The 19307-nt window shown below is 71.1% G+C and carries 19 protein-coding genes; 11 read left to right on the plus strand and 8 right to left on the minus strand.

Annotated elements, in window-relative coordinates; genetic code table 11:
- The first annotated feature begins 130 nt into the window (after positions 1–130).
- From ACGFYN_RS21720 to ACGFYN_RS21735, 4 genes are all read left to right on the plus strand, one after another.
- The gene (locus ACGFYN_RS21720) at positions 131–4219 is read left to right on the plus strand and encodes a discoidin domain-containing protein (protein ID WP_393867480.1); all 4089 of its coding nucleotides are present in this window, start codon (positions 131–133) and stop codon (positions 4217–4219) included.
- Positions 4220–4239: 20 nt separating this feature from the next.
- The gene (locus ACGFYN_RS21725) at positions 4240–4767 is read left to right on the plus strand and encodes a HEAT repeat domain-containing protein (RefSeq protein ID WP_393867481.1); all 528 of its coding nucleotides are present in this window, start codon (positions 4240–4242) and stop codon (positions 4765–4767) included.
- A gap of 113 nt (positions 4768–4880) precedes the next feature.
- Positions 4881–5258 carry a DUF779 domain-containing protein gene (locus tag ACGFYN_RS21730; RefSeq protein ID WP_393867482.1) on the plus strand — a complete coding sequence of 126 codons (378 nt, stop codon included), beginning with the start codon at positions 4881–4883 and terminating at the stop codon, positions 5256–5258.
- 156 nt (positions 5259–5414) lie between these two features.
- The gene (locus ACGFYN_RS21735) at positions 5415–6623 is read left to right on the plus strand and encodes a phosphodiester glycosidase family protein (protein ID WP_393867483.1); all 1209 of its coding nucleotides are present in this window, start codon (positions 5415–5417) and stop codon (positions 6621–6623) included.
- A gap of 3 nt (positions 6624–6626) precedes the next feature.
- Here ACGFYN_RS21735 and ACGFYN_RS21740 read toward each other — a convergent pair whose 3' ends face one another.
- The 6 genes from ACGFYN_RS21740 to ACGFYN_RS21765 all read right to left on the minus strand — a co-directional run bounded on the left by ACGFYN_RS21740 (position 6627) and on the right by ACGFYN_RS21765 (position 11948).
- Positions 6627–6821 carry a hypothetical protein gene (locus ACGFYN_RS21740; protein ID WP_393867484.1) on the minus strand — a complete coding sequence of 65 codons (195 nt, stop codon included), beginning with the start codon at positions 6819–6821 and terminating at the stop codon, positions 6627–6629.
- Positions 6822–6944: 123 nt separating this feature from the next.
- Positions 6945–7808, minus strand: coding sequence for a phosphatidylinositol-specific phospholipase C/glycerophosphodiester phosphodiesterase family protein (locus tag ACGFYN_RS21745; RefSeq protein ID WP_393867485.1), 864 nt, complete (start codon positions 7806–7808; stop codon positions 6945–6947).
- Between the two features lie 171 nt (positions 7809–7979).
- Positions 7980–9071: an acyl-CoA dehydrogenase family protein gene (locus ACGFYN_RS21750; protein ID WP_393867486.1), complete on the minus strand. Its 1092-nt coding sequence runs from the start codon at positions 9069–9071 to the stop codon at positions 7980–7982.
- Entirely contained in the window at positions 9068–10249 is a 1182-nt protein-coding gene (locus tag ACGFYN_RS21755) for an acyl-CoA dehydrogenase family protein (RefSeq protein WP_393867487.1), read from the minus strand. The genes ACGFYN_RS21750 and ACGFYN_RS21755 overlap by 4 nt, the downstream gene beginning before the upstream one ends.
- Positions 10246–11223, minus strand: coding sequence for an NADPH:quinone oxidoreductase family protein (locus tag ACGFYN_RS21760; protein WP_393867488.1), 978 nt, complete (start codon positions 11221–11223; stop codon positions 10246–10248). Before ACGFYN_RS21760 ends, ACGFYN_RS21755 begins: the two co-directional genes overlap by 4 nt.
- Before the next feature lie 95 nt (positions 11224–11318).
- Complete coding sequence (locus ACGFYN_RS21765) at positions 11319–11948, minus strand: helix-turn-helix domain-containing protein (RefSeq protein ID WP_393867489.1); 630 nt, start codon at positions 11946–11948, stop codon at positions 11319–11321.
- A gap of 80 nt (positions 11949–12028) precedes the next feature.
- Here ACGFYN_RS21765 and ACGFYN_RS21770 point away from each other — a divergent pair, with 80 nt between their 5' ends.
- Positions 12029–13012 (plus strand): NAD(P)/FAD-dependent oxidoreductase, encoded by a 984-nt coding sequence (locus ACGFYN_RS21770; RefSeq protein ID WP_393867490.1) that lies wholly within the window; start codon positions 12029–12031, stop codon positions 13010–13012.
- Here the strand turns inward: ACGFYN_RS21770 and ACGFYN_RS21775 are convergent.
- Complete coding sequence (locus ACGFYN_RS21775; RefSeq protein WP_393867491.1) at positions 12999–13130, minus strand: hypothetical protein; 132 nt, start codon at positions 13128–13130, stop codon at positions 12999–13001. The two genes, ACGFYN_RS21770 and ACGFYN_RS21775, sit on opposite strands and share 14 nt — an antisense overlap.
- An 80-nt stretch (positions 13131–13210) precedes the next feature.
- On the opposite strand from ACGFYN_RS21775, the gene ACGFYN_RS21780 reads away from it, so the two are divergent.
- From ACGFYN_RS21780 to ACGFYN_RS21800, 5 genes are all read left to right on the plus strand, one after another.
- The gene (locus tag ACGFYN_RS21780; protein ID WP_393867492.1) at positions 13211–13522 is read left to right on the plus strand and encodes an ArsR/SmtB family transcription factor; all 312 of its coding nucleotides are present in this window, start codon (positions 13211–13213) and stop codon (positions 13520–13522) included.
- A 122-nt stretch (positions 13523–13644) separates the two neighbouring features.
- A complete protein-coding gene (locus ACGFYN_RS21785; protein WP_393867493.1) occupies positions 13645–15183 on the plus strand; it encodes an ATP-dependent DNA ligase in 1539 nt (512 codons plus the stop codon).
- Positions 15180–15656, plus strand: a complete 477-nt coding sequence (locus ACGFYN_RS21790) for an NUDIX domain-containing protein (RefSeq protein ID WP_393867494.1) — start codon at positions 15180–15182, stop codon at positions 15654–15656. The genes ACGFYN_RS21785 and ACGFYN_RS21790 overlap by 4 nt, the downstream gene beginning before the upstream one ends.
- A gap of 78 nt (positions 15657–15734) precedes the next feature.
- Positions 15735–17129: an NADP-dependent succinic semialdehyde dehydrogenase gene (locus ACGFYN_RS21795; RefSeq protein WP_393867495.1), complete on the plus strand. Its 1395-nt coding sequence runs from the start codon at positions 15735–15737 to the stop codon at positions 17127–17129.
- Between the two features lie 25 nt (positions 17130–17154).
- A complete protein-coding gene (locus ACGFYN_RS21800) occupies positions 17155–17391 on the plus strand; it encodes a DUF6213 family protein (protein WP_393867496.1) in 237 nt (78 codons plus the stop codon).
- A gap of 5 nt (positions 17392–17396) precedes the next feature.
- Here the strand turns inward: ACGFYN_RS21800 and ACGFYN_RS21805 are convergent, their stop codons facing one another.
- Complete coding sequence (locus ACGFYN_RS21805; RefSeq protein ID WP_393867497.1) at positions 17397–18056, minus strand: transcriptional regulator; 660 nt, start codon at positions 18054–18056, stop codon at positions 17397–17399.
- 137 nt (positions 18057–18193) lie between these two features.
- On the opposite strand from ACGFYN_RS21805, the gene ACGFYN_RS21810 reads away from it, so the two are divergent.
- Positions 18194–19306 carry a type III polyketide synthase gene (locus tag ACGFYN_RS21810; protein WP_393867681.1) on the plus strand — a complete coding sequence of 371 codons (1113 nt, stop codon included), beginning with the start codon at positions 18194–18196 and terminating at the stop codon, positions 19304–19306.
- Position 19307: the final 1 nt, after the last annotated feature.

Genomic DNA, 19307 nt, shown 5'->3' on the forward strand with positions numbered 1-19307 from the left:
GTCAATATTAATTCCTAATTTATTCAAACAACCCGGTGGCGGTCGTCGCGGGCCTTGACACCACCGGGGCCCCGGTGCACTGTTTGGCAACGTTGTCAGAGGTCAATGTCGCTGATCGGAGCCGCAGTTCATGTCGGACCAGTCCTTCAGACCGTCGCGTCGCACCCTGCTCTCCACCGGGTCCACGCTCCTCGCCGGTTTCGGCCTCGGCACCGTCTTTCCCGCCGACGCCCTCGCGTCGAGTTCCGGACGGCCCAAGCAGTCCGGCGAGCTCGCCGCCTACCGTCCCGTCGCGGCGTCCTCCACGGACTACGCGCCCACGCCGGCCGAGTTCGCGGTCGACGGCGTCCCTGCGGCGGGCGTGCGCGGCACCGGGTGGCGGGCCGCCGCCGGTGACCCGCAGTGGATCTCCGTCGACCTCCAGGCGCTGTGCGCGGTCCACTCGGTCCACCTCACCTTCGAGGCGACCTCGGACGACCCGCCGTACGTCGAGGCCCCCGGCGGCAATCCGCGCACCGACACCACGGGACAGGAGATCCTCTCCAGCTGCGCGGTGGACTTCGTCGTCGAGACGTCGCGGGACCACGAGGCGTGGACGCAGGTGTACAGCACCACCTCCGGCGAGGGCGGGGAGGTGGAGATCGGGCTGGCGAAGCCGGTCACCGCACGCTGGGTCCGCATGACCGTGCACAAGCGGTCCAACGCCAACCCGCTGGGCCTCAACGGCCTCCAGGTGTACGGCACTTGCGACGACGAACGTCCGCACGTCACCGGCTGGACCGACTGGGGCACCCACCACCGCACTCCCCCGGCCCTGAAGGTCGCCGCGGACGGCACCGTACCGCTGGAGTCGGGCTGGGACCTGACCATGGACGACTGGGCCGGCGCGGACGGCGCCGCGCTGTCGAAGCCCTCGGCGGACACCAGCCGCTGGCTGCCCGCGACGGTGCCCGGCACCGTGCTGACCTCGCTGGTGGACCAGGGCAAGCTGCCCGACCCGGTGGCCGGCCTGAACAACCTCCATGTCCCGGAGGCCCTTTCGCGGCACTCCTGGTGGTACCGGCGCGCGTTCGACCTCCCCAAGGGCCTGCGCACCGGCGCCGGACGGCACGTCTGGCTGGAGTTCGACGGGGTCAACCACACGGCGGAGGTGTGGCTGAACGGCACCCGGGTCGGCGATGTGACCTTCCCGTTCGCCCGCGCCGCGTTCGACGTGACGAGCCTGATCGGCGACGGCGACGGTGACGGCGGTGACGCGGGCGGCACCGGCACCGGTAGCGATGGCGAGCAGGCGCTGGCCGTGAAGATCACGCCCATGCCGTTCCCCGGCAGCCCGGGCGACAAGGGCCCGTCGGGCTCGTCGTGGGTCGACGCCGGGGCCAACATGATGAACCGCAACTCGCCCACCTACCTGGCCTCTTCGGGCTGGGACTGGATGCCCGCGGTGCGCGACCGCGCGGCCGGCATCTGGAACCACGTCCGGCTGCGCTCCACGGGCGCCGCGGTCCTCGGCGACCCCAGGGTGGACACCCGGCTGCCCGACCTGCCCGCCACCGGCACCGCCGAGCTGACGATCGTCGTCCCGGTGCGCAACGCGGACGCCGACGACCGGAGCGTCACCGTAGCCGCCTCCTTCGACGGCACCCGGCTGACCCGGACGGTCACGGTCCCCGGCGGCAAGACGGTGGACGTCACCTTCACGCCCGCAGACTACGCACAACTGCGCGTGAGAAACCCGAAGTTGTGGTGGCCCAACGGCTACGGCGACCCGGCCCTGCACGATCTCACCCTCACCGCCACGGTCGGCGGCGCCCAGAGCGACAAGCGCACCACCCGCTTCGGAATACGCCAGTTCGGCTACGAGTCGGACGTGCCGCTCACCTTCCAGTCCGGCAGCGACGCGTACGCGCAGACCGTGACCTTCACCCGCCGCACGGCCCGCCACGTGCGCATCATGTGCCGTACCAGGGACACCAGTTGGGGCTCGTCCATGTGGGCGCTGTCGGTGGCCGACAGCTCCGCGCCCGACACCGATCTCGCCCTGCACAAGGACGCCACCGCCTCCTCCGTCGACGCCCCGGGCAACAAGGCCTCCAACGCCACCGACGGTGACGACGGCACCCGCTGGTCCTCGTCCTTCGAGGACGACCAGTGGATCCGCGTCGACCTGGGCTCGTCCGTCTCCTTCGACCGCGTGGTCATCACCTGGGAGCAGGCCTACGCCCGCACCTTCACGGTCCAGGTCTCCGACGACGGCGACAACTGGACCGACGCGGCGGACGTCGACAACACGGCGGTCCCGCTGCCGTTCCGCAGCAGCGGCTCCGCGGCCCTGCAGACCGTGGACTTCACCGCGCAAACCGCTAGGCATCTGCGGGTCTTCTGCCATGAGCGGGCGACGAGTTGGGGCGCCTCCATGTGGAGCCTGTCGGTCCTGGACAGCGCCGCGCCCGGCAAGGATCTCGCACTGCACCAGCAGGCCACGGCGTCGTCGGCCGACGAGGACGACCACAAGGCGGCCAACGCCACCGACGGCGACCCGAACTCCCGCTGGTCCTCCTCCTTCGAGGACGAGCAGTGGATCCAGGTCGACCTCGGCTCCTCGGTACGGTTCGACCGCGTGGCGATCCTGTGGGAGACGGCGTACGCGAAGACGTACACGATCCAGGTCTCCGACGACGGCGAGACATGGACGGACGTGAAGGCGGTCGACAACAACACCGTCCCGCTGAAGATCAGCGTCAACGGTGTGCGGGTGTTCTGCCGCGGCGGCAACTGGGGCTGGGACGAGCTGCTGCGCCGTATGCCGGCCTCGCGCACGGACACCGCGGTGCGGATGCACCGGGACATGAACTTCACGATGATCCGCAACTGGGTGGGGAGCTCGAACCGCGAGGAGTTCTTCGCCAGTTGCGACGAGCACGGGCTGCTGGTGTGGAACGACTTCCCCAACGCCTGGGGGATGGACCCGCCGGACCACAAGAGCTTCCTGGACCTGGCCGAGGACACGGTGCGCCGCTACCGCATCCACCCGAGCGTCGTCGTGTGGTGCGGCGCCAACGAGGGCAACCCGCCCGGTCCCGTCGACGACGGCATGCGGGCGGCGGTGCGCGGCCAGGCGCCGGACGTGCTGTACCAGAACAACTCGGCGGGCGGGATCGTCTCCGGCGGCGGCCCGTACGGCTGGGTGGAGCCGGAGCGCTACAACTCCCCCACCACCTACGGCAGCGGTAGCTTCGGCTTCCACACCGAGATCGGCATGCCGGTCGTGCCGACCGCGGAGTCGATGCGCAACCTGATCGGCGACGAACCGGAGTGGCCGATCGGCGGCGCCTGGTACTACCACGACTGGAGCACCAAGGGGAATCAGGCGCCGCAGAACTACCGCGCGGCCATCGAGAGCCGGCTCGGCACGGCCAAGGACCTCGACGACTTCTGCCGCAAGGCGCAGTTCGTCAACTACGAGAACCACCGCGCCATGTTCGAGGCCTGGAACGCCCACCTGTGGGACGACGCGAGCGGGCTGATGCTGTGGATGTCCCACCCGGCCTGGTACAGCACGGTGTGGCAGACGTACGACTACGACTTCGACGTCAACGGCGCCTACTACGGGGCCCGTAAGGCCGGTGAGCCCGTGCATGTGCAGCTGGGCGCCAGGGACGGCACGGTGATCGCCGTCAACCACACCCCCGGCACGATCAAGGGCGCCACGGTCTCCGCCCGCCGCTACGACCTGTCCGGCCGCGCCCTCGGTGCCGAGCAGCACAAGACCGTGGACGTCCCATCCTCGTCGACGGCGAACGCGTTCACCCTGGCCGGCGTGGACGGCCTGCCGGCACTCCACCTGCTGCGCCTGCGCCTGGCGGACGCGCACGGCACGCTGCTCTCCGAGAACACCTACTGGCGCTACGCCGAGCCCGAGGACATGCAGGCGCTGAGCGCCCTCGCACCGTCCCGTGTCTCGGTCGACACCACCGGAACCCGCACGTCGGGCACCCGCCGGGAACTCTCGGCACGCCTGCGCAACCGCGGCTCCTCGGTGGCGCCGATGGTCCGCGTCTCCCTCGTCGACGCGAAGGGCCACCGGGTGCTGCCCGCCCTCTACAGTGACAACTACCTCTGGCTCCTCCCCGGCGAGTCCCGCACCATCACGGCGTCGTGGCCCGCGGAGGCGGCGTCGACGGCCAGACTGAGGGTGGAGCCGTACAACGCCCGTTAGCCGAAAGGTTGTTGGACAGCATGGTGAGCCCTCGATCGCACTCGACCGGGGGTTCACCCGTCCCGTCGTACCGACAGCGCCTGCAACAGCTGGAACTGGCATGGACGACGCTGAGCAGCGCAGACGCGCGCCGGCGCGCAATCTGGGCCGACAACCTGGGTGACCTGCTGGGCTGGGCGTGTCTGGAGCAGGCTGAGGCCGAGCGAGTCGCCGGACGGCTTGTCCAATTGGCGCTGACTGCCGGGGACCACGCGGTGGGGGAGTCCGCCCTGCATGCCGTGGCTGAGGCGGGAGTCCGGTACAAGCTCCCCTACGCGGTCGTCGAGCCACTGGCGGACAACATCGGCGCCTTCGACCCCATGCTGCTGGAGTACGTGCTGTTCAGCCTGTCGGCGACTCATGACGAGCGGGCGCGAGCGCCCATCGAGCCCTTCCTCACCCACCCTGTCGCCGATGTGCGCAGGGAGGCGGCAATCGCCATCGCGGAACTGGACAGCATAAGCGCGGCACGCTCAGGTGCCACCCCGAGTGGGTCGTTTGGGGACTAGGTGACGTGAGGCCGTCGGGCGAGCGCGGCGCCCCGCGTCCGTACGCGCCGGCGCCGCAGGCCGGTGAAGCGGGTGCAACCCTCTCGCAACCTTCCCCCTGCTCCCCTGGTGCCATGGCTGAGCAGATCCCGCAGTACGAGGAGACCCCGCGCGTCGAACTCACGCCCGCGGCCGCCGATCTGGTGCGGCACCTGCGGGCCACCCATGGGCCGCTGATGTTCCACCAGTCCGGCGGCTGCTGCGACGGCAGCGCGCCCATGTGCTACCCGGAGGGCGAGTTCCGGACCGGGAACTCGGACGTGCTGCTCGCGGAACTGCAGGTCGAGGGGGTGGCCGAGCCGGTGACGTTCTGGATGTCGCGCAGTCAGTACGAGGTCTGGAGCCACACCCGGCTGATCGTGGACGTCATGGCGGGCCGCGGCAGCGGTTTCTCGCTGGAAGCACCCGAGGGGGTGCGTTTTCTCACCCGTTCTCGCGTCGTCGACGCATAGCCATCCCGAGGGCCGCCCTGATCTGCTGCACTTCCCCTGAGACACCAGACAGTTGACGATCCCTCAGGGGGAACTGTGACGCATCGTCAAGGGCGGTCCGCAGCGGTCAAGGCGGGCAGAGCGGCAGTCAGGTCGGACAGAACGGTTCGGACGCCGGTGAGATCCGCACTGGCGTTTCTCACGGCATTCGGCGCGCTGGCCGGTGCGGCCCTGGTGGGGGCGGCACCGGCCAGCGGCGTGCAGAGCTCCACCGCACTCGCGCCGGGAGTCACCTACCGGCAGTACGACATCCAGGGCGCCAAGGGCCTGACCCACGCGCACGTGGTCACCGTGGACCTGCGCAACAGCCACGTACACCTCGGCCTGCTGTATCCGGGAGCGGTGGCCGCGAGGGCGCCCGTCTCCCAATTGGCCGACCAGCAGGGCGCCGTCGCGGGCGTCAACGGCGACTTCTTCAACATCACCGAGACCCAGCATCCGGGCGTGGAGGCGACGGGCTCGACCGACGGCCCGGCGATCACGCACGGGCACGTGCTCAAGGCGGCGGTCCCCGACGGCCAGCGCTTCGGGCCCGCGCTGCCGCCCGGCACCAGCACCCGGGACGTGCTCGGCGTGGGTTCCGACCACCGGGCCCGGCTCGACGGCATGACCCTCACCGGGTCGATCCGAACACCGGCCGGACGGCTGCCGCTCGGAGGGCTGAACCAGTTCGCGCTGCCGGTGGGTTCGATCGGCGCCTTCACCTCCGACTGGGGCAGCGTCTCCCGGATCCGCGCCACCTGCGGCACTGACACCGACCGGGCCGCCCCCTGCAGCACGGACACCTACGAGGTGACGGTCCGAGGCGGCCGTGTCGTCGCCACGGCCGACAGTCCGGGCACCGGCGCCATCGCCAAGGGCACCACGGTCCTCGTCGGCCGGGAGGCGGGCGCGCAGAAGCTGCGGAAGTTCGCCAAGGGCGAGCGGGTCGAGGTCACGCACGGGCTGGTCGCCGCCCACTCCCGCATCCCGTACAGCTTCGCGCTCGGCGGCTACCCGGTGCTGAGGGGCGGGAAGCCGCCGGCCGGGCTCGACGACACGACCGCCGCCGTGCGCACGGCCGTCGGCATCGCGAACGGCGGCAAGCGTGTGTACCTGTTCGCGCTCGACGGGGCCCCCGACTACCGCAAGGGCCTGACCATCGCCGAAGTGGCGGCCGCCATGCGGTCGTTGGGCTCGACCGACGCCTTCAGTCTGGACGGCGGCGGGTCGACGACCCTGGTCACCCGCGCGCCGGGAGCCTCGGCGGTGACCGTGCGCAACCACCCGTCCGGGGACGCGGAACGCCCGGTCCCCAACGGCATCGGGGTGTTCAGCAGAAAGTGAGCATCACGGCCGCAGGCTGCTGACGATCTCCGCCGTCGCGGTGACACCGCTGTGGATGGTGGGCGCGATGCTCGTGCCGGCGAGATAGAAGCCGAGCAGCGCGCACACCAGCGCGTGGGAGAACTTCAGTCCTCCGCTGCGCAGGAAGATCACCGCCAGGATCGTCAGCAGCACCACCACAGAGATGGAAATCGCCATCGTCGGCCTCCTCCGCCACGCCGCCATGTCCGGTTCACGGCGATCGGCCGTAAGTGTGGCGTAGCGGAGGGTCCGTCACGGCGGCTGACCTGTCCCCCGAACGTGTGGTGTCCGGACAGATCCTCAGGCCGCCTTGTGGGTGTCCAGGAACGCCTCGAGACCGGCCAGGTCATCGGTGTTGAAGTAGTCGACGTCCGCCGCGAGCAGCTCCCTCCACAGGGCGTCGCGCGCCGGTCCCGCCAGGTCGGGCGTGTTCCAGAAGCGCACCTTCTGCCCGCGCTCGTGCGCCTGTCCGATGATGTCGCGCAGCTTCTGCCGCTCGGCGTCCGGGAACGCGCCTTCGCCGAGCCAGGTGAAGTTGAGCTGCCAGTTGTCGCTGATCAGCGGGACGAAGGAGGCGGGCGCGGCGGTCCCGAGGTCGGTGAGCCGGCCGTCGTAGAACGCGCGCCGCACGGTCTGGGCCTCCATCGGCGTACGGGCGGCACGGTCGCCGGAGATCACGTTGGTGACCGCGCCGGGGTACACGCGGCCGTGGGCGTACGTCGTGAACAGGTGCCGGTAGCGCTGGAGATGGCGGTCGAGTTCGAGATACGTCGACGAGCCCTCGGTCTTGATGTCGATGAGCAGCTGCAGAGGGCGGCGGTAACCGCGGTACACAGAGCCGTGGTTGGCCTTCGCGATCCTGGCCAGCGGGTCCAGGTAGAGGGACTCCAGGGTGCGGGTCGGGTCCAGGTCGTCCGCGGTGTGGCCGATCAGGAGCTGGTCGCCGACGAGGAAGATGTCGGCCTCGACACTGCCGAAGCGGTGGTCGAGGGCGTCGAAGAGGGGGCGCGGGTGTTCGTAGTCGTTGTGGGCGTGGGCGCGCCACAACGGGCGAGGCCGGTGCTTGTTCCCCTCGGCGAACGCGCTGCCGGCGGGCGGCGCGAGCACGGCGGCGAGTGCGGCGCCGAACGTGCCGAGGGCTCTGCGGCGGGTGGTGAGGGCCATGTTCTGCCTCCCTGTGGGGCGGGTCGGAACCACAGGGAGTATGGGGCGGATCGCCCTTCAATGAACCTGTACATGCCAGGAGTTGGCCGGACTGCCGCCCCTTGTTCACTCCTTCCGCCCAGCCGCACGGAAAAGCCCGCCCCAGGTGGGGCGGGCTTCACCGAGTCGGCGTCAGGGTGCTTGCAGACCGACGAGTTCGGCCACGGCGGACCGGTGGGCGCCGGCCGTGCCGTAGGCGATCGAGTCGGCCTTGGCCCGCTTGAGGTAGAGGTGGATCGGGTGCTCCCACGTCATGCCGATGCCGGCGTGCAGCTGGAGCGCCTCCTCGGCGGCGTGCACGGCGACCGGTCCCGCGTAGGCCTGTGCGACGGCGACCGCGACGGCCGTCTCCTTGCCGGACCCGCCGGTGGCGAGCGCGTCGGCCGCGTTGCGGGCGGCCGCACGGAGGTTGACGGTCTCCAGCCACAGCTGGGCGAGCCGGTGCTTGAGCGCCTGGAAGCCGCCGACGGGCCGGTTGAACTGCTTGCGCTCCTTCAGGTAGCGCACAGTCTCCGTCAACGCCCAGTCGGAGAGGCCGAGTTGCTCGGAGGTGAGCAGTCCGGCCCCGGCCAGCAGGGCGCGCCGGACGGCGGGTTCGGCGACACCGAGCCTGCGCGCCCGCGCCCCGTTCAGGGTGACGGTCGCCAGCGGCCGGGTGAGGTCGAGGGACGCCTGCGGGGTGACGGTGGCGTCGGACGCGTCCACCGCGTACAGCCCGCCGTCCTCGGCCGGCACCAGCAGCACGTCCGCGGCCACCGCGTCCGCGATGCCGGTCAACTCCCCGTGCAGGGCGCCGTTCTCCAGCCGTGCGGCCGGGAAGGCGGTGCCGGGGGCGCGGTGCAGCCCGACCGCGAGCACGCCGACGGTGCGGCCGGAGGACAGCCGCCCCAGCAGCTCCTCGTCCCCGCACTCCAGCAGGGCCTCGGTGGCGACGACGGCACTGGAGAGGTACGGCACGGGAGCGACCGCGCGGCCCAACTCCTCAAGGACCACGGCGACTTCGCGGTGTGTGGCGCCCTGGCCGCCCTGCGCCTCGGGCACCAGCAGGCCCGCCAGGCCCATGCCGTCGGTGAGCGCCTTCCAGGCCGCAAGGTCGTGCGGGACCTCGGACTCGGTGCGCGCGATGACGCCCGGCGCGTCGCAGTGGTCGGCGAGCAGGTCCCGTACGGCGGCCCGCAGCGCCTCTTCCTCTTCCGAATAGAGAAGATCGGGCTGTGTGCTCATCGGGCCAGGTCCTTCCAGGCGACGTCCTTGTCGGTGCGCGGCTCGGACGGCAGGCCCAGAACGCGCTCGGCGACGATGTTCAGCAGGATCTCGCTCGTCCCGCCCTCGATGCTGTTGCCCTTGGCGCGCAGATAGCGATAGCCGGCCTCGCGGCCGGTGAAGTCCACCAGTTCCGGGCGGCGCAGGGTCCAGTCGTCATACAACAGGCCCTCCTCACCGAGGAGTTCGACCTCCAGGCCGCTGATCTCCTGGTTGAGGCGGGCGAAGGCGAGCTTCATGCCGGCGCCCTCCGGGCCGGGCTGCCCGGCGACCAGCTGCTGGCGCAGACGTTCGCCGGTGAGCCGGGCGACCTCGGCCTCGACCCACAGCTTCAGCAGCCGCTGGTGCAGGTCGTGGGTGCGCAGTTCCGGGCGCTCGCGCCAGGTCTTGGCGACCGGCCCGATCATGCCGCCCTCGCGGGGCAGCCGCATGCCGCCGATGGCGACGCGCTCGTTGTTCAGGGTGGTCTGCGCGACCTGCCAGCCGTCGCCGATCCCGCCGAGGCGGCGGGAGTCGGGGATGCGCACGTCGGTCAGGAAGACCTCGTTGAACTCGGCCTCGCCGGTGATCTGCCGCAGGGGACGGACCTCGACACCGGGGTCGGTCATGTCGCAGATGAAGTACGTGATGCCCGCGTGCTTGGGCACGTTCGGGTCGGTGCGGGCGATGAGGATGGCCCAGCGGGAGTTGTGCGCGCCGGACGTCCACACCTTCTGCCCGTTGACGATCCAGTCGTCGCCCTCCCGCACGGCCCGGGTGCCGAGCGCGGCGAGGTCGGAGCCGGCGCCGGGCTCGCTGAACAGCTGGCACCAGACCTCCTCGCCGATCCACAGCGGCCGCAGATAGCGCTGCTTCTGCTCCTCGGTGCCGTACTTGAGGATCGTCGGCGCGGCCATGCCGAGCCCGATGCCGTTGCGGCGCGGGTCGTTGTCCGGGGCGCCTGCGGCCTCCAGTTCGGCGTCCACGACGGCCTGGAGGGAGCGGGGTGCGTCGAGTCCGCCGAGGCCCTCGGGGTAGTGCACCCAGGAGAGCCCGGCGTCGAAACGGGCCTTGAGGAAGTCCAGGCGGTCGGTGTCGGTCGGCGGGTGCGCGGCCAGCAACTCGGCCGTGCGGCGCTTGAGTTCGGCGACGTCGGTCATGCTGCTGCTCCGTTCGCGAGGGACGGCAGGACGGCCACCCGGCCGGTGGTCACCCCGTCGCCGACGCGCTGCACCGCGGCCGCGGCCTCGTCCAGCGGTACGCGCTCGCTGACCAGCGGCTTGATCGCGCCGCGTGCGGCGAGCTCGGTGAGCTGCTCGTGGCAGTGCGGGATCAGCTTCGGGTCCTTGGTGCCGTACAGGCCCCAGTGCAGGCCGAGGATCGAGTAGTTCTTCACCAGGGCGTGGTTGAGCCCCGGGCTGGGGATCGCGCCGCTCGCGAAGCCGACGACCACGATCCGGCCCTCGAAGGCGACGACCTTGGTGGACTGGGTGTAGGCCTCGCCGCCCACGGGGTCGTAGATCACGTCCGCGCCCCGGCCGCCGGTCGCCGCCTTCACGGCGGCGATGACGTCCTCGCTCTTGCGGTCGATCACCACGTCGCAGCCCAGCTCGCGGGCGACGGCGGCCTTGTCGGCCCCGCCGACTACGCCGATGACCGTGGCGCCGGCCGCCTTGCCGAGCTGTACGGCCGCGCTGCCGACCCCTCCTGCGGCAGCGTGGACGAGCAGCGTCTCACCGGCCTCCAGGTGGGCGCGGCGGTGCAGACCGAACCAGCCCGTCTGGTAGCCGATGTGCAGCGCGGCGGCCTCGGCGTCGTCCAGGGAGTCGGGCGCGGGCAGCAGGGCGGCGGCGTCCGCGACGGCGTACTCGGCGAAACCGCCGTAGGGCAGCGCCGGGTTGGCGAGCACGCGGCGGCCGTCCTCGGTCTCGCCGCAGATCTCCACACCGGGCGTGAACGGCAGCGGCGGGCGCACCTGGTAGTGGCCCCGGCACATCAGCACGTCCGGGAAGTTGATGTTCGCGGCACGCACCTTCAGCAGCACCTGGCCGTCACCGGGCGTGGGCCGCTCCACCTCCTCGAGCCGCATCACCTCGCTCGGCTCGCCGTTCTCGTGCACTTGCCATGCCTGCATGCGGTGCCTCCACGGGACTGCTTCGTCGGACCGGGGTCACGACCGGGGTCCCTCGCATACTAAGCGGTCGCTTGCCATTGAGGGAACAGCCGACGTCAGCCGTTTTCGCCACTCTTGCGCTTCGGCCGCGCCCGCACGTGCATCCGCTCGCCCTGCGGCCCGAACAGGCTCAGGAACTCGACCGGGCCCTCCCCCGTGGAGCCGAACCAGTGCGGCACCCGCGTGTCGAACTCGGCCGCCTCCCCCGCCGTGAGCACCACGTCGTGGTCGCCCAGCACCAGCCGCAGTCTCCCGGACAGCACGTACAGCCACTCGTAGCCCTCGTGCGTCCGCGGCTCCGGCTCCAGCCGCCGCTGCGGCTCCAGCACCTTGAACGCCTGGAGACCACCGGGCTGACGGGTCAACGGCCAGTGCGTGCGGCCGAACTGGACGATCGGCTCGGAGCGCACCCGCGGGTCGGCGGGCGAGGTGGCCCCGACCAGTTCGTCCAGGGCCACCTGGTGCGCCCGCGCGATCGGCAGCAACAGCTCCAGGCTGGGCTTGCGCAGCCCGGACTCCAGCCGGGACAGCGTGCTGACCGAGATCCCGGTCGCCGCCGACAGCCCGGCGAGCGTCGCACCCCGCTCCTTGCGGATCCGGCGCAGCCGGGGGCCGACCTCCGCCAGGACCTCTTCGGTGCCGTCGGTCGTCTCCGTGTCGTCCCTCATGCCCATGTCGTCCCTCATGCCCTTCATTGCAGTTTCGGCAAACACGTTTGTCAATGTGGCAGTGGTCGCGCGACTGTCGGCCCAGGAGGTGGTCACCCATGACCGACAAGTACGAAGTGATCGTCGTCGGAGGCGGAACGGCGGGGCTCTCCGCCGCCCTGGTCCTGGGCCGGGCCCGGCGCCGCACCCTGGTCGTCGACGCGGGCGAGCCGCGTAACGCGCCCGCCGCCCACATGCAGGGCTTTCTCTCCCGGGACGGCATGCCGCCCGCGGAGTTCCTGGCGATCGGCCGCGAGGAGATCGCGCGCTACGGCGTCGAGCTGGTCCGGGACCGGGCGGTGGACGCGACGCGCGAGGGGGGCGGCGGGGACTTCACCGTGACGCTGGCCGGCGGCCGTACCGTGCACGCCCGCGCACTCGTCATCGCCACCGGTCTCAAGGACGGGCTCCCGGAGGTGCCCGGGGTCGCCGAGCGCTTCGGCCGGGACGTGCTGCACTGCCCGTACTGCCACGGCTGGGAGGTGCGCGACCAGCCCTTCGGTGTGCTGGCCACGACGCCGATGAGCGTGCACCAGGCACTGATGGTGTCCCAGTGGTCCAAGGACGTGACGTTCTTCCTGCACAAGGTCGCCGAGGCGGAACTGTCGGACGACGACCTGCGCAGACTCGCCGCGGCCGGGGTCAAGGTCGTGCCGGGCGAGGTGGCCGGCCTCGTCGTCGAGAACGACCGGCTGACCGGTGTGCGTCTCGCTGGGGGCACCCCCTCTGGGGGAGGCGCCACCCACGACCGGTCGGTGCTGTTCGTCGCGCCGCGCGCCGTCCCGCGGAACGACCTGCTGGTGCGGCTGGGTGCCGAGCTGCGGGAGACGCCGTTCGGCGCGTACCCCGTGATCGACGAACGCGGCCTGACGACCGTGCCCGGCCTCTGGGCCGCCGGCAACGCCTCAGGCTTCGCCGAGCAGGTCGTCAACGCGGCCAGCCGCGGCTACCGCGCGGGCGCCACGATCAACGGGGAGCTGCTGATGGCCGACCTCGACGCGGCGCTCCTGGACGGCGACTCCCATCGGCTCACAGGGTCATGAAGGGTGAGTGGTCGGTGAGCAGGAGCTTGCGCAGCGACCTGCGGATGCGCGACAGGATTCCACGACGCGGCGACTCGGGTACGGGCATGGCTCCCCCGGAGCGGTAAGGTACGCACATGCGCGTACCTTCGGGAAGGTACGCTTGAGCGCGTACCTTGTCGAGGGGTGAAGTACGAGGGGTGAAGCAGGGGTGAAGCGATGACGGCAGGCGAGTTGGCGCATCCACGGGTCGAAGAGCTGGAGGTCGGGCCCATCCTTTTGGCGCTGGCCGACGCGAACCGGCGTCGCGTCGTGGCCGAGCTGGCCGAACGGCCGGACGAAGAGCGGCTGTGCGCCTCCTTCGATCTGCCGGTGGGCAAGTCCGGCCGCACCCGCCACTGGCGCGTGCTGCGCGAGGCGGGCCTGGTGTATCAGCGCGACGCCGGGAACGGCTTGTACATGCGCCTGCGCAAGGAGGACCTGGACCGCCGGTTCCCGGGCCTGATCCAGGCCGTGGTCGGTGCGGGCTAGGCACGGGCCTGTGCCGCCGTGCGGTTCCGTCGCGCGGCGCGACCGGCCGTGACGGACCCGCGGACGACACACGGCCCGTTCGTCCGGGTGTATACCGGCGGAGCGCGTTGCACCATGGCTGCATGCTGCTAGCCCGCCTGGCCCAGGTGTCCCAGGAGGTCGCCGCCACCTCGGCGCGGTCCCGGAAGATCGCTCTGCTCGCGGAGCTGTTCCGGGACGCCGAGGCGGACGACGTCCCGATCGTGATTCCGTATCTGGCGGGACGGCTGCCGCAGGGCCGGATCGGCGTCGGCTGGAAGGTGCTCAGCCGGCCCGTCGAACCGGCCGCCGAGCCGTCGCTGACCGTGCGCGAGGTGGACGCCCTGCTCACCGACCTGGGCAAGGTCGCCGGCGCCGGATCGCAGGGCGAACGGGCCCGGCTGGTCGGTGAGTTGCTGGGCGCGGCCACCGAGGAGGAACAGCGGTTCCTGTTCGGGCTGCTCACCGGCGAGGTGCGCCAAGGTGCCCTGGACGCGGTCGCCGTAGAAGGCCTGGCGCAGGCGACCGAGGCACCGTCCGCGGACGTGCGCCGGGCGGTGATGCTCGCGGGCTCCCTGCAGTCGGTGGCGCAGGCGCTGCTCGCCGACGGCCCCGCCTCCCTGGACCGTTTCCGGCTCACCGTCGGCCGCCCGGTCCTGCCGATGCTGGCGCACAGCGCCTCGTCGGTCGCCGAGGCGGTCGACAAGCTCGGCGCGTGCGCGGTCGAGGAGAAGCTGGACGGCATCCGCGTCCAGGTCCACCGGGACGGCGACGCCGTACGGATCTACACCCGCACCCTCGACGACATCACCGACCGGCTGCCCGAAGTCAGCGCCGCAGCACTCCAGTTGAACGGCAGGCGCTTCATCCTGGACGGCGAGGTGATCTCCTTCGGCGCGGACGGGCGGCCCCGGTCCTTCCAGGAGACGGCCGGGCGGGTCGGCTCGCGTGTGGACGTGGCGACGGCCGCCGAGACCGTGCCCGTCTCCCCCGTCTTCTTCGACGTGCTGTCCGTCGAGGACCGCGACCTGCTCGACCTGCCCTTCACCGAGCGGCACGCCGAACTGGCCCGGCTGGTCCCCGAGCCGATGCGGGTGCGGCGCACCCTGGTGTCGGGCCCCGACGACGTGGCCGAGGCGGACGGTTTCCTCGCCGCGACGCTGGAGCGCGGTCACGAGGGCGTCGTCGTCAAGGGCCTCGACGCCGCCTACAGCGCGGGCCGGCGCGGCGCGTCCTGGCTGAAGGTCAAGCCCGTGCACACACTGGACCTCGTCGTCCTGGCCGCCGAGTGGGGCCACGGCCGCCGCACCGGCAAGCTCTCCAACCTCCACCTCGGCGCCCGCACCGCCGACGGCTCCTTCGCCATGCTCGGCAAGACGTTCAAGGGAATGACCGACGCGATGCTCACCTGGCAGACCGAGCGCCTGCAGGAGCTTGCCGTCGACAGCAGCGGCTACGTGGTGACCGTACGCCCCGAACTCGTCGTCGAGATCGCCTACGACGGCCTGCAGAAGTCCACCCGCTACCCGGCCGGCGTCACCCTCCGCTTCGCCCGCGTGGTCCGCTACCGCGAGGACAAGCGTCCCGAGGAGGCGGACACGGTCGAGACGCTGCTGGCCGCGCACCCGGAGGTGCGGCCGTGAGCGGCAGGCACAGCGCCGGACTGCTGCTGTACCGGCACACCGGCGACGGGCTCCAGGTGTTGCTCGGCCACATGGGCGGGCCCTTCTTCGCCCAGCGCGGCGCCGGCGCCTGGACCGTGCCGAAGGGCGAGTACGTGCCCGAGGAGGAGAGCGCCTGGCACGCGGCGCGGCGCGAGTTCCAGGAGGAGCTCGGGCTGGCGCCGCCCGACGGCGAGGCGCTGGAGCTGGGCGAGGTCCGGCAGTCCGGCGGCAAGACGGTGACGGCCTGGGCGATCCGCGCCGACCTGGATCCGGCGGCGATCACCCCCGGCACGTTCGTGATGGAGTGGCCGCCGAGGTCCGGGCGGACACAGGAGTTCCCCGAGCTGGACCGGGTGCAATGGTTCGGGCTCGACGGCGCCCGCGAGGTGATCGTCAAGGCGCAGGCCGCGTTTCTCGACCGGCTCGCTGAGCACTCGGAAAGTCCGCGTTGACCGCACAGCCGCCCACGCGTTGCGGTCGGCGGCGGCGCGCGGGAAGGTCGATGCAAGCCCGCCCTGAGGAGGTCAGCCATGCCCATCGCGACGGTGAACCCGGCGAACGGCGAGACGCTCAAGACGTACGAGGCCATGGGCGAGGAGGAGCTCGAAAGGCGGCTCCAACTCGCGGAGGCGACGTTCCGCACGTATCGCACGACGACGTTCGCCGAGCGCGCCCGCCTGATGCACAAGGCCGCCGATCTGCTCGACGAGAGCGGCGAGGACATCGCCCGCGTGATGACCACCGAGATGGGCAAGCCGATCAAGCAGGCCCGCGCGGAGGCCGCCAAGTGCGCCAAGGCGATGCGCTGGTACGCCGACCACGCCGAGGAACTCCTCGCGGACGAGGAGCCCGCGGAGTCCGACGTGAAGGACTCCGGCGCTTCCCGGGCCCTGGTCCGCTACCGGCCGCTCGGCCCCGTGCTCGCGGTGATGCCGTGGAACTTCCCACTCTGGCAGGTCGTCCGGTTCGCGGCGCCCGCGCTGATGGCGGGCAACGTGGGCCTGCTCAAGCACGCCTCGAACGTCCCTCAGACCGCCCTGTTCCTGGAGGACCTCTTCCACCGTGCGGGCCACCCCGAGGGCTGCTTCCAGACCCTGCTGATCGGCTCCGGCGCCGTCGACGACATCCTGCGCGACCAGCGCGTCAAGGCGGCCACCCTCACCGGCAGCGAGCCCGCCGGACGCGCGGTCGCCTCCACCGCCGGGGACATGGTCAAGAAGACGGTGCTGGAGCTGGGCGGCAGCGACCCGTACATCGTCATGCCGTCCGCCGACATCGACCGGGCAGCCCGGATCGCGATCACCGCGCGCGTGCAGAACAACGGCCAGTCGTGCATCGCCGCCAAGCGGTTCATCGTCCACACGGACGTCTACGACGCCTTCGCCGAACGGTTCGTGAAAGGCATGAAGGCGCTGAAGGTCGGCGACCCGATGGAGGAGGACACCGAGGTCGGGCCGCTCTCCAGCGAGCAGGGCCGGGACGACCTCGAGGAACTGGTCGACGACGCCACGCGCAGCGGGGCCACGGTGCTGTGCGGCGGCCACCGGCTGCGCCGGCCCGAGCTGCCCGGCTGGTACTACCCGCCGACCGTGCTCGCCGACATCACCCGCGAGATGCGCATCCACCGCGAGGAGGCCTTCGGGCCCGTCGCCACCCTGTACCGGGCCGCCGACCTGGACGAGGCGGTGCTCATCGCCAACGACTCGCCGTTCGGACTGAGTTCCAACGTTTGGACGCGCGACGACGCCGAGGTCGACCGGTTCGTACGCGATCTGGAGGCCGGCGGCGTGTTCGTCAACGGGATGACCGCCTCGCACCCGGCGTTCCCGTTCGGCGGGGTCAAGCGGTCCGGATACGGGCGTGAGCTGTCCGGGCACGGAATCCGGGAGTTCTGCAACATCACCACGGTTTGGCACGGTGCGTGAGTGCTGCGCGACTAACATCCCGTCTGTGAACCGCGAAGTGACTCTGCCTCTGATCGTCGACGACCGCGGGACCTTGCAGGTGGCTGCCGCCGATGTGAGCAAGTTGTTGCGGACGGTTGGCGGCAGGTGGCTGCATCTGGTCGAGTCCGGGGACTCCGGGCTCGACGAGGACACGGTGGCGTCCTTGACCATTGAGTTGGCCAAGCTCGCCGACCGGATCGATGTGGCGTGCATCGCTCATAGCAGCGGGGGCGCGCCGTAGGCCCCTCAGCCAAGCTGCAGCAAGGTTGTCCAGAAGAGGGACTCGTAGCTTTGGAGTAGGCGGCCGTAGCGGTACGCGCGTTCCTCGTTCACGGCGCCCGCGTCCAGGGACGCCTGGACTGCGGCCGTGGCCTTGCGGTCCAGGTCAGGGGACGGTTCGGCGAAAAAGTCGAAGAAGGCGCAGTCGTCGGACTTGAAGCCGTAGTGGGTGCGCAGGGACTCGGCGATGGTGGCGCAGTAGCCGCCCCAGGCCGAGAAGTTGGCGGTGATCGCCACGACCGCGTCGGCCGGGGAGGCGTTCAGGGCCAGCCAGGCAATGTACGCCGGGTAGGCCTGGCAGCCCGGCAGGGGGTCGTAGGCGCGGGTGCGGGCCTCGTCCACGCCGCAGGCCGCCGCGAACGACTCCAGCCGCTGCCCGGCCAGCGTCTCGCCCTCGGCGAGCATCTCGAAGAACGCGGCGACGTCCGGCTCCTGGGTGCGTTGCGCCAGATGCACGAACGCGGTGCGGTCCGCCGGGATCACCCATTGCTGTTCCAGGGCGAGTGTCGTGAGGACGTCGCGGGATGCCTCGCCCCGGGCGATCAGCGGCACGAGGGGGTTGGCGTGCGGGTCCGGGGCCAGTGTCCTGGCGGTTGTCTCCAGCAGTTCCGTGGCCGTACGCGTCATCGCGTCCTCCGTGGTCTCGGATGCGGGGCTGCTGCTCCGACCCTGGCACGGGGTCCCCGATTCGGAGTAGTCCGACGCGAGATAGTCGCTCCGTCGGGTGATCGTGAGTGAACCACCCCCAGAGGTGAACCACCTTTCTGACCGGGGGGCCAAAGCCTTCCGGACGGCGAAAGCAGGCACGGTTCATGGCGACTTTGTGCAGACCCTCGGTGTCCGTACCAGAGCACGTGATCACGATGGAGCAGACGCTGGAGCTCGCCCGCTCCCGCCACGCCGACCATCCACAACTGCCGCTGGCCCTCCGGCTGATCGAGAACACCGGCGTACGTACGCGGCACATCGTGCAGCCCATCGAGGAGACCCTGAAGCACCCCGGCTTCGAGGACCGCAACAAGGTCTACGAGTACGAGGCGAAGGCTCGGGTGCCCGCCGTCGTCCAGCGGGCGCTCGACGAGGCCGAGCTCCTGACCACCGACATCGACGTGATCGTCTACGTGTCCTGCACGGGCTTCATGATGCCCTCGCTCACGGCCTGGCTGATCAACTCGATGGACTTCGACAGCACCACCCGCCAGATACCCATAGCCCAGCTGGGCTGTGCGGCGGGCGGCGCGGCGATCAACCGGGCGCACGACTTCTGCTGCGCCTACCCCGACGCGAACGTGCTGATCGTCGCCTGCGAGTTCTGCTCGCTGTGCTACCAGCCCACCGACCTGGGCATCGGATCCCTGCTCTCCAACGGCCTGTTCGGCGACGGGATCGCCGCCGCGGTCGTACGCGGCCGGGGCGGCGAGGGCATCGAGCTGGAGCGCAACGGCTCGTACCTGATCCCCAAGACCGAGGAATGGATCATGTACGACGTCCGGGCCACCGGCTTCCACTTCCTGCTGGACAAGCGGGTGCCGGGCACCATGGAGCCGCTGGCCCCGGCGCTCCAGGAGCTGGCCGCGAGGCACGGCTGGGACGCCTCCGACCTGGACTTCTACATCATCCACGCGGGCGGCCCCCGGATTCTGGACGACCTCAGCAAGTTCCTTCAGGTCGACCCGCACGCCTTCCGCTTCAGCCGGGCCACGCTGACCGAGTACGGCAACATCGCCAGCGCCGTCGTCCTCGACGCACTGCGCCGGCTCTTCGACGACGGCGGTGCCCAGCACCGGGCGCGTGGGCTGCTCGCCGGGTTCGGTCCCGGCATCACCGCGGAGATGTCCCTGGGCCGCTGGCACCGCCCGGGCGAAGGGACGGAGTGAG

Source organism: Streptomyces sp. NPDC048419, from assembly GCF_043200415.1.
GTDB lineage: Bacteria > Actinomycetota > Actinomycetes > Streptomycetales > Streptomycetaceae > Streptomyces.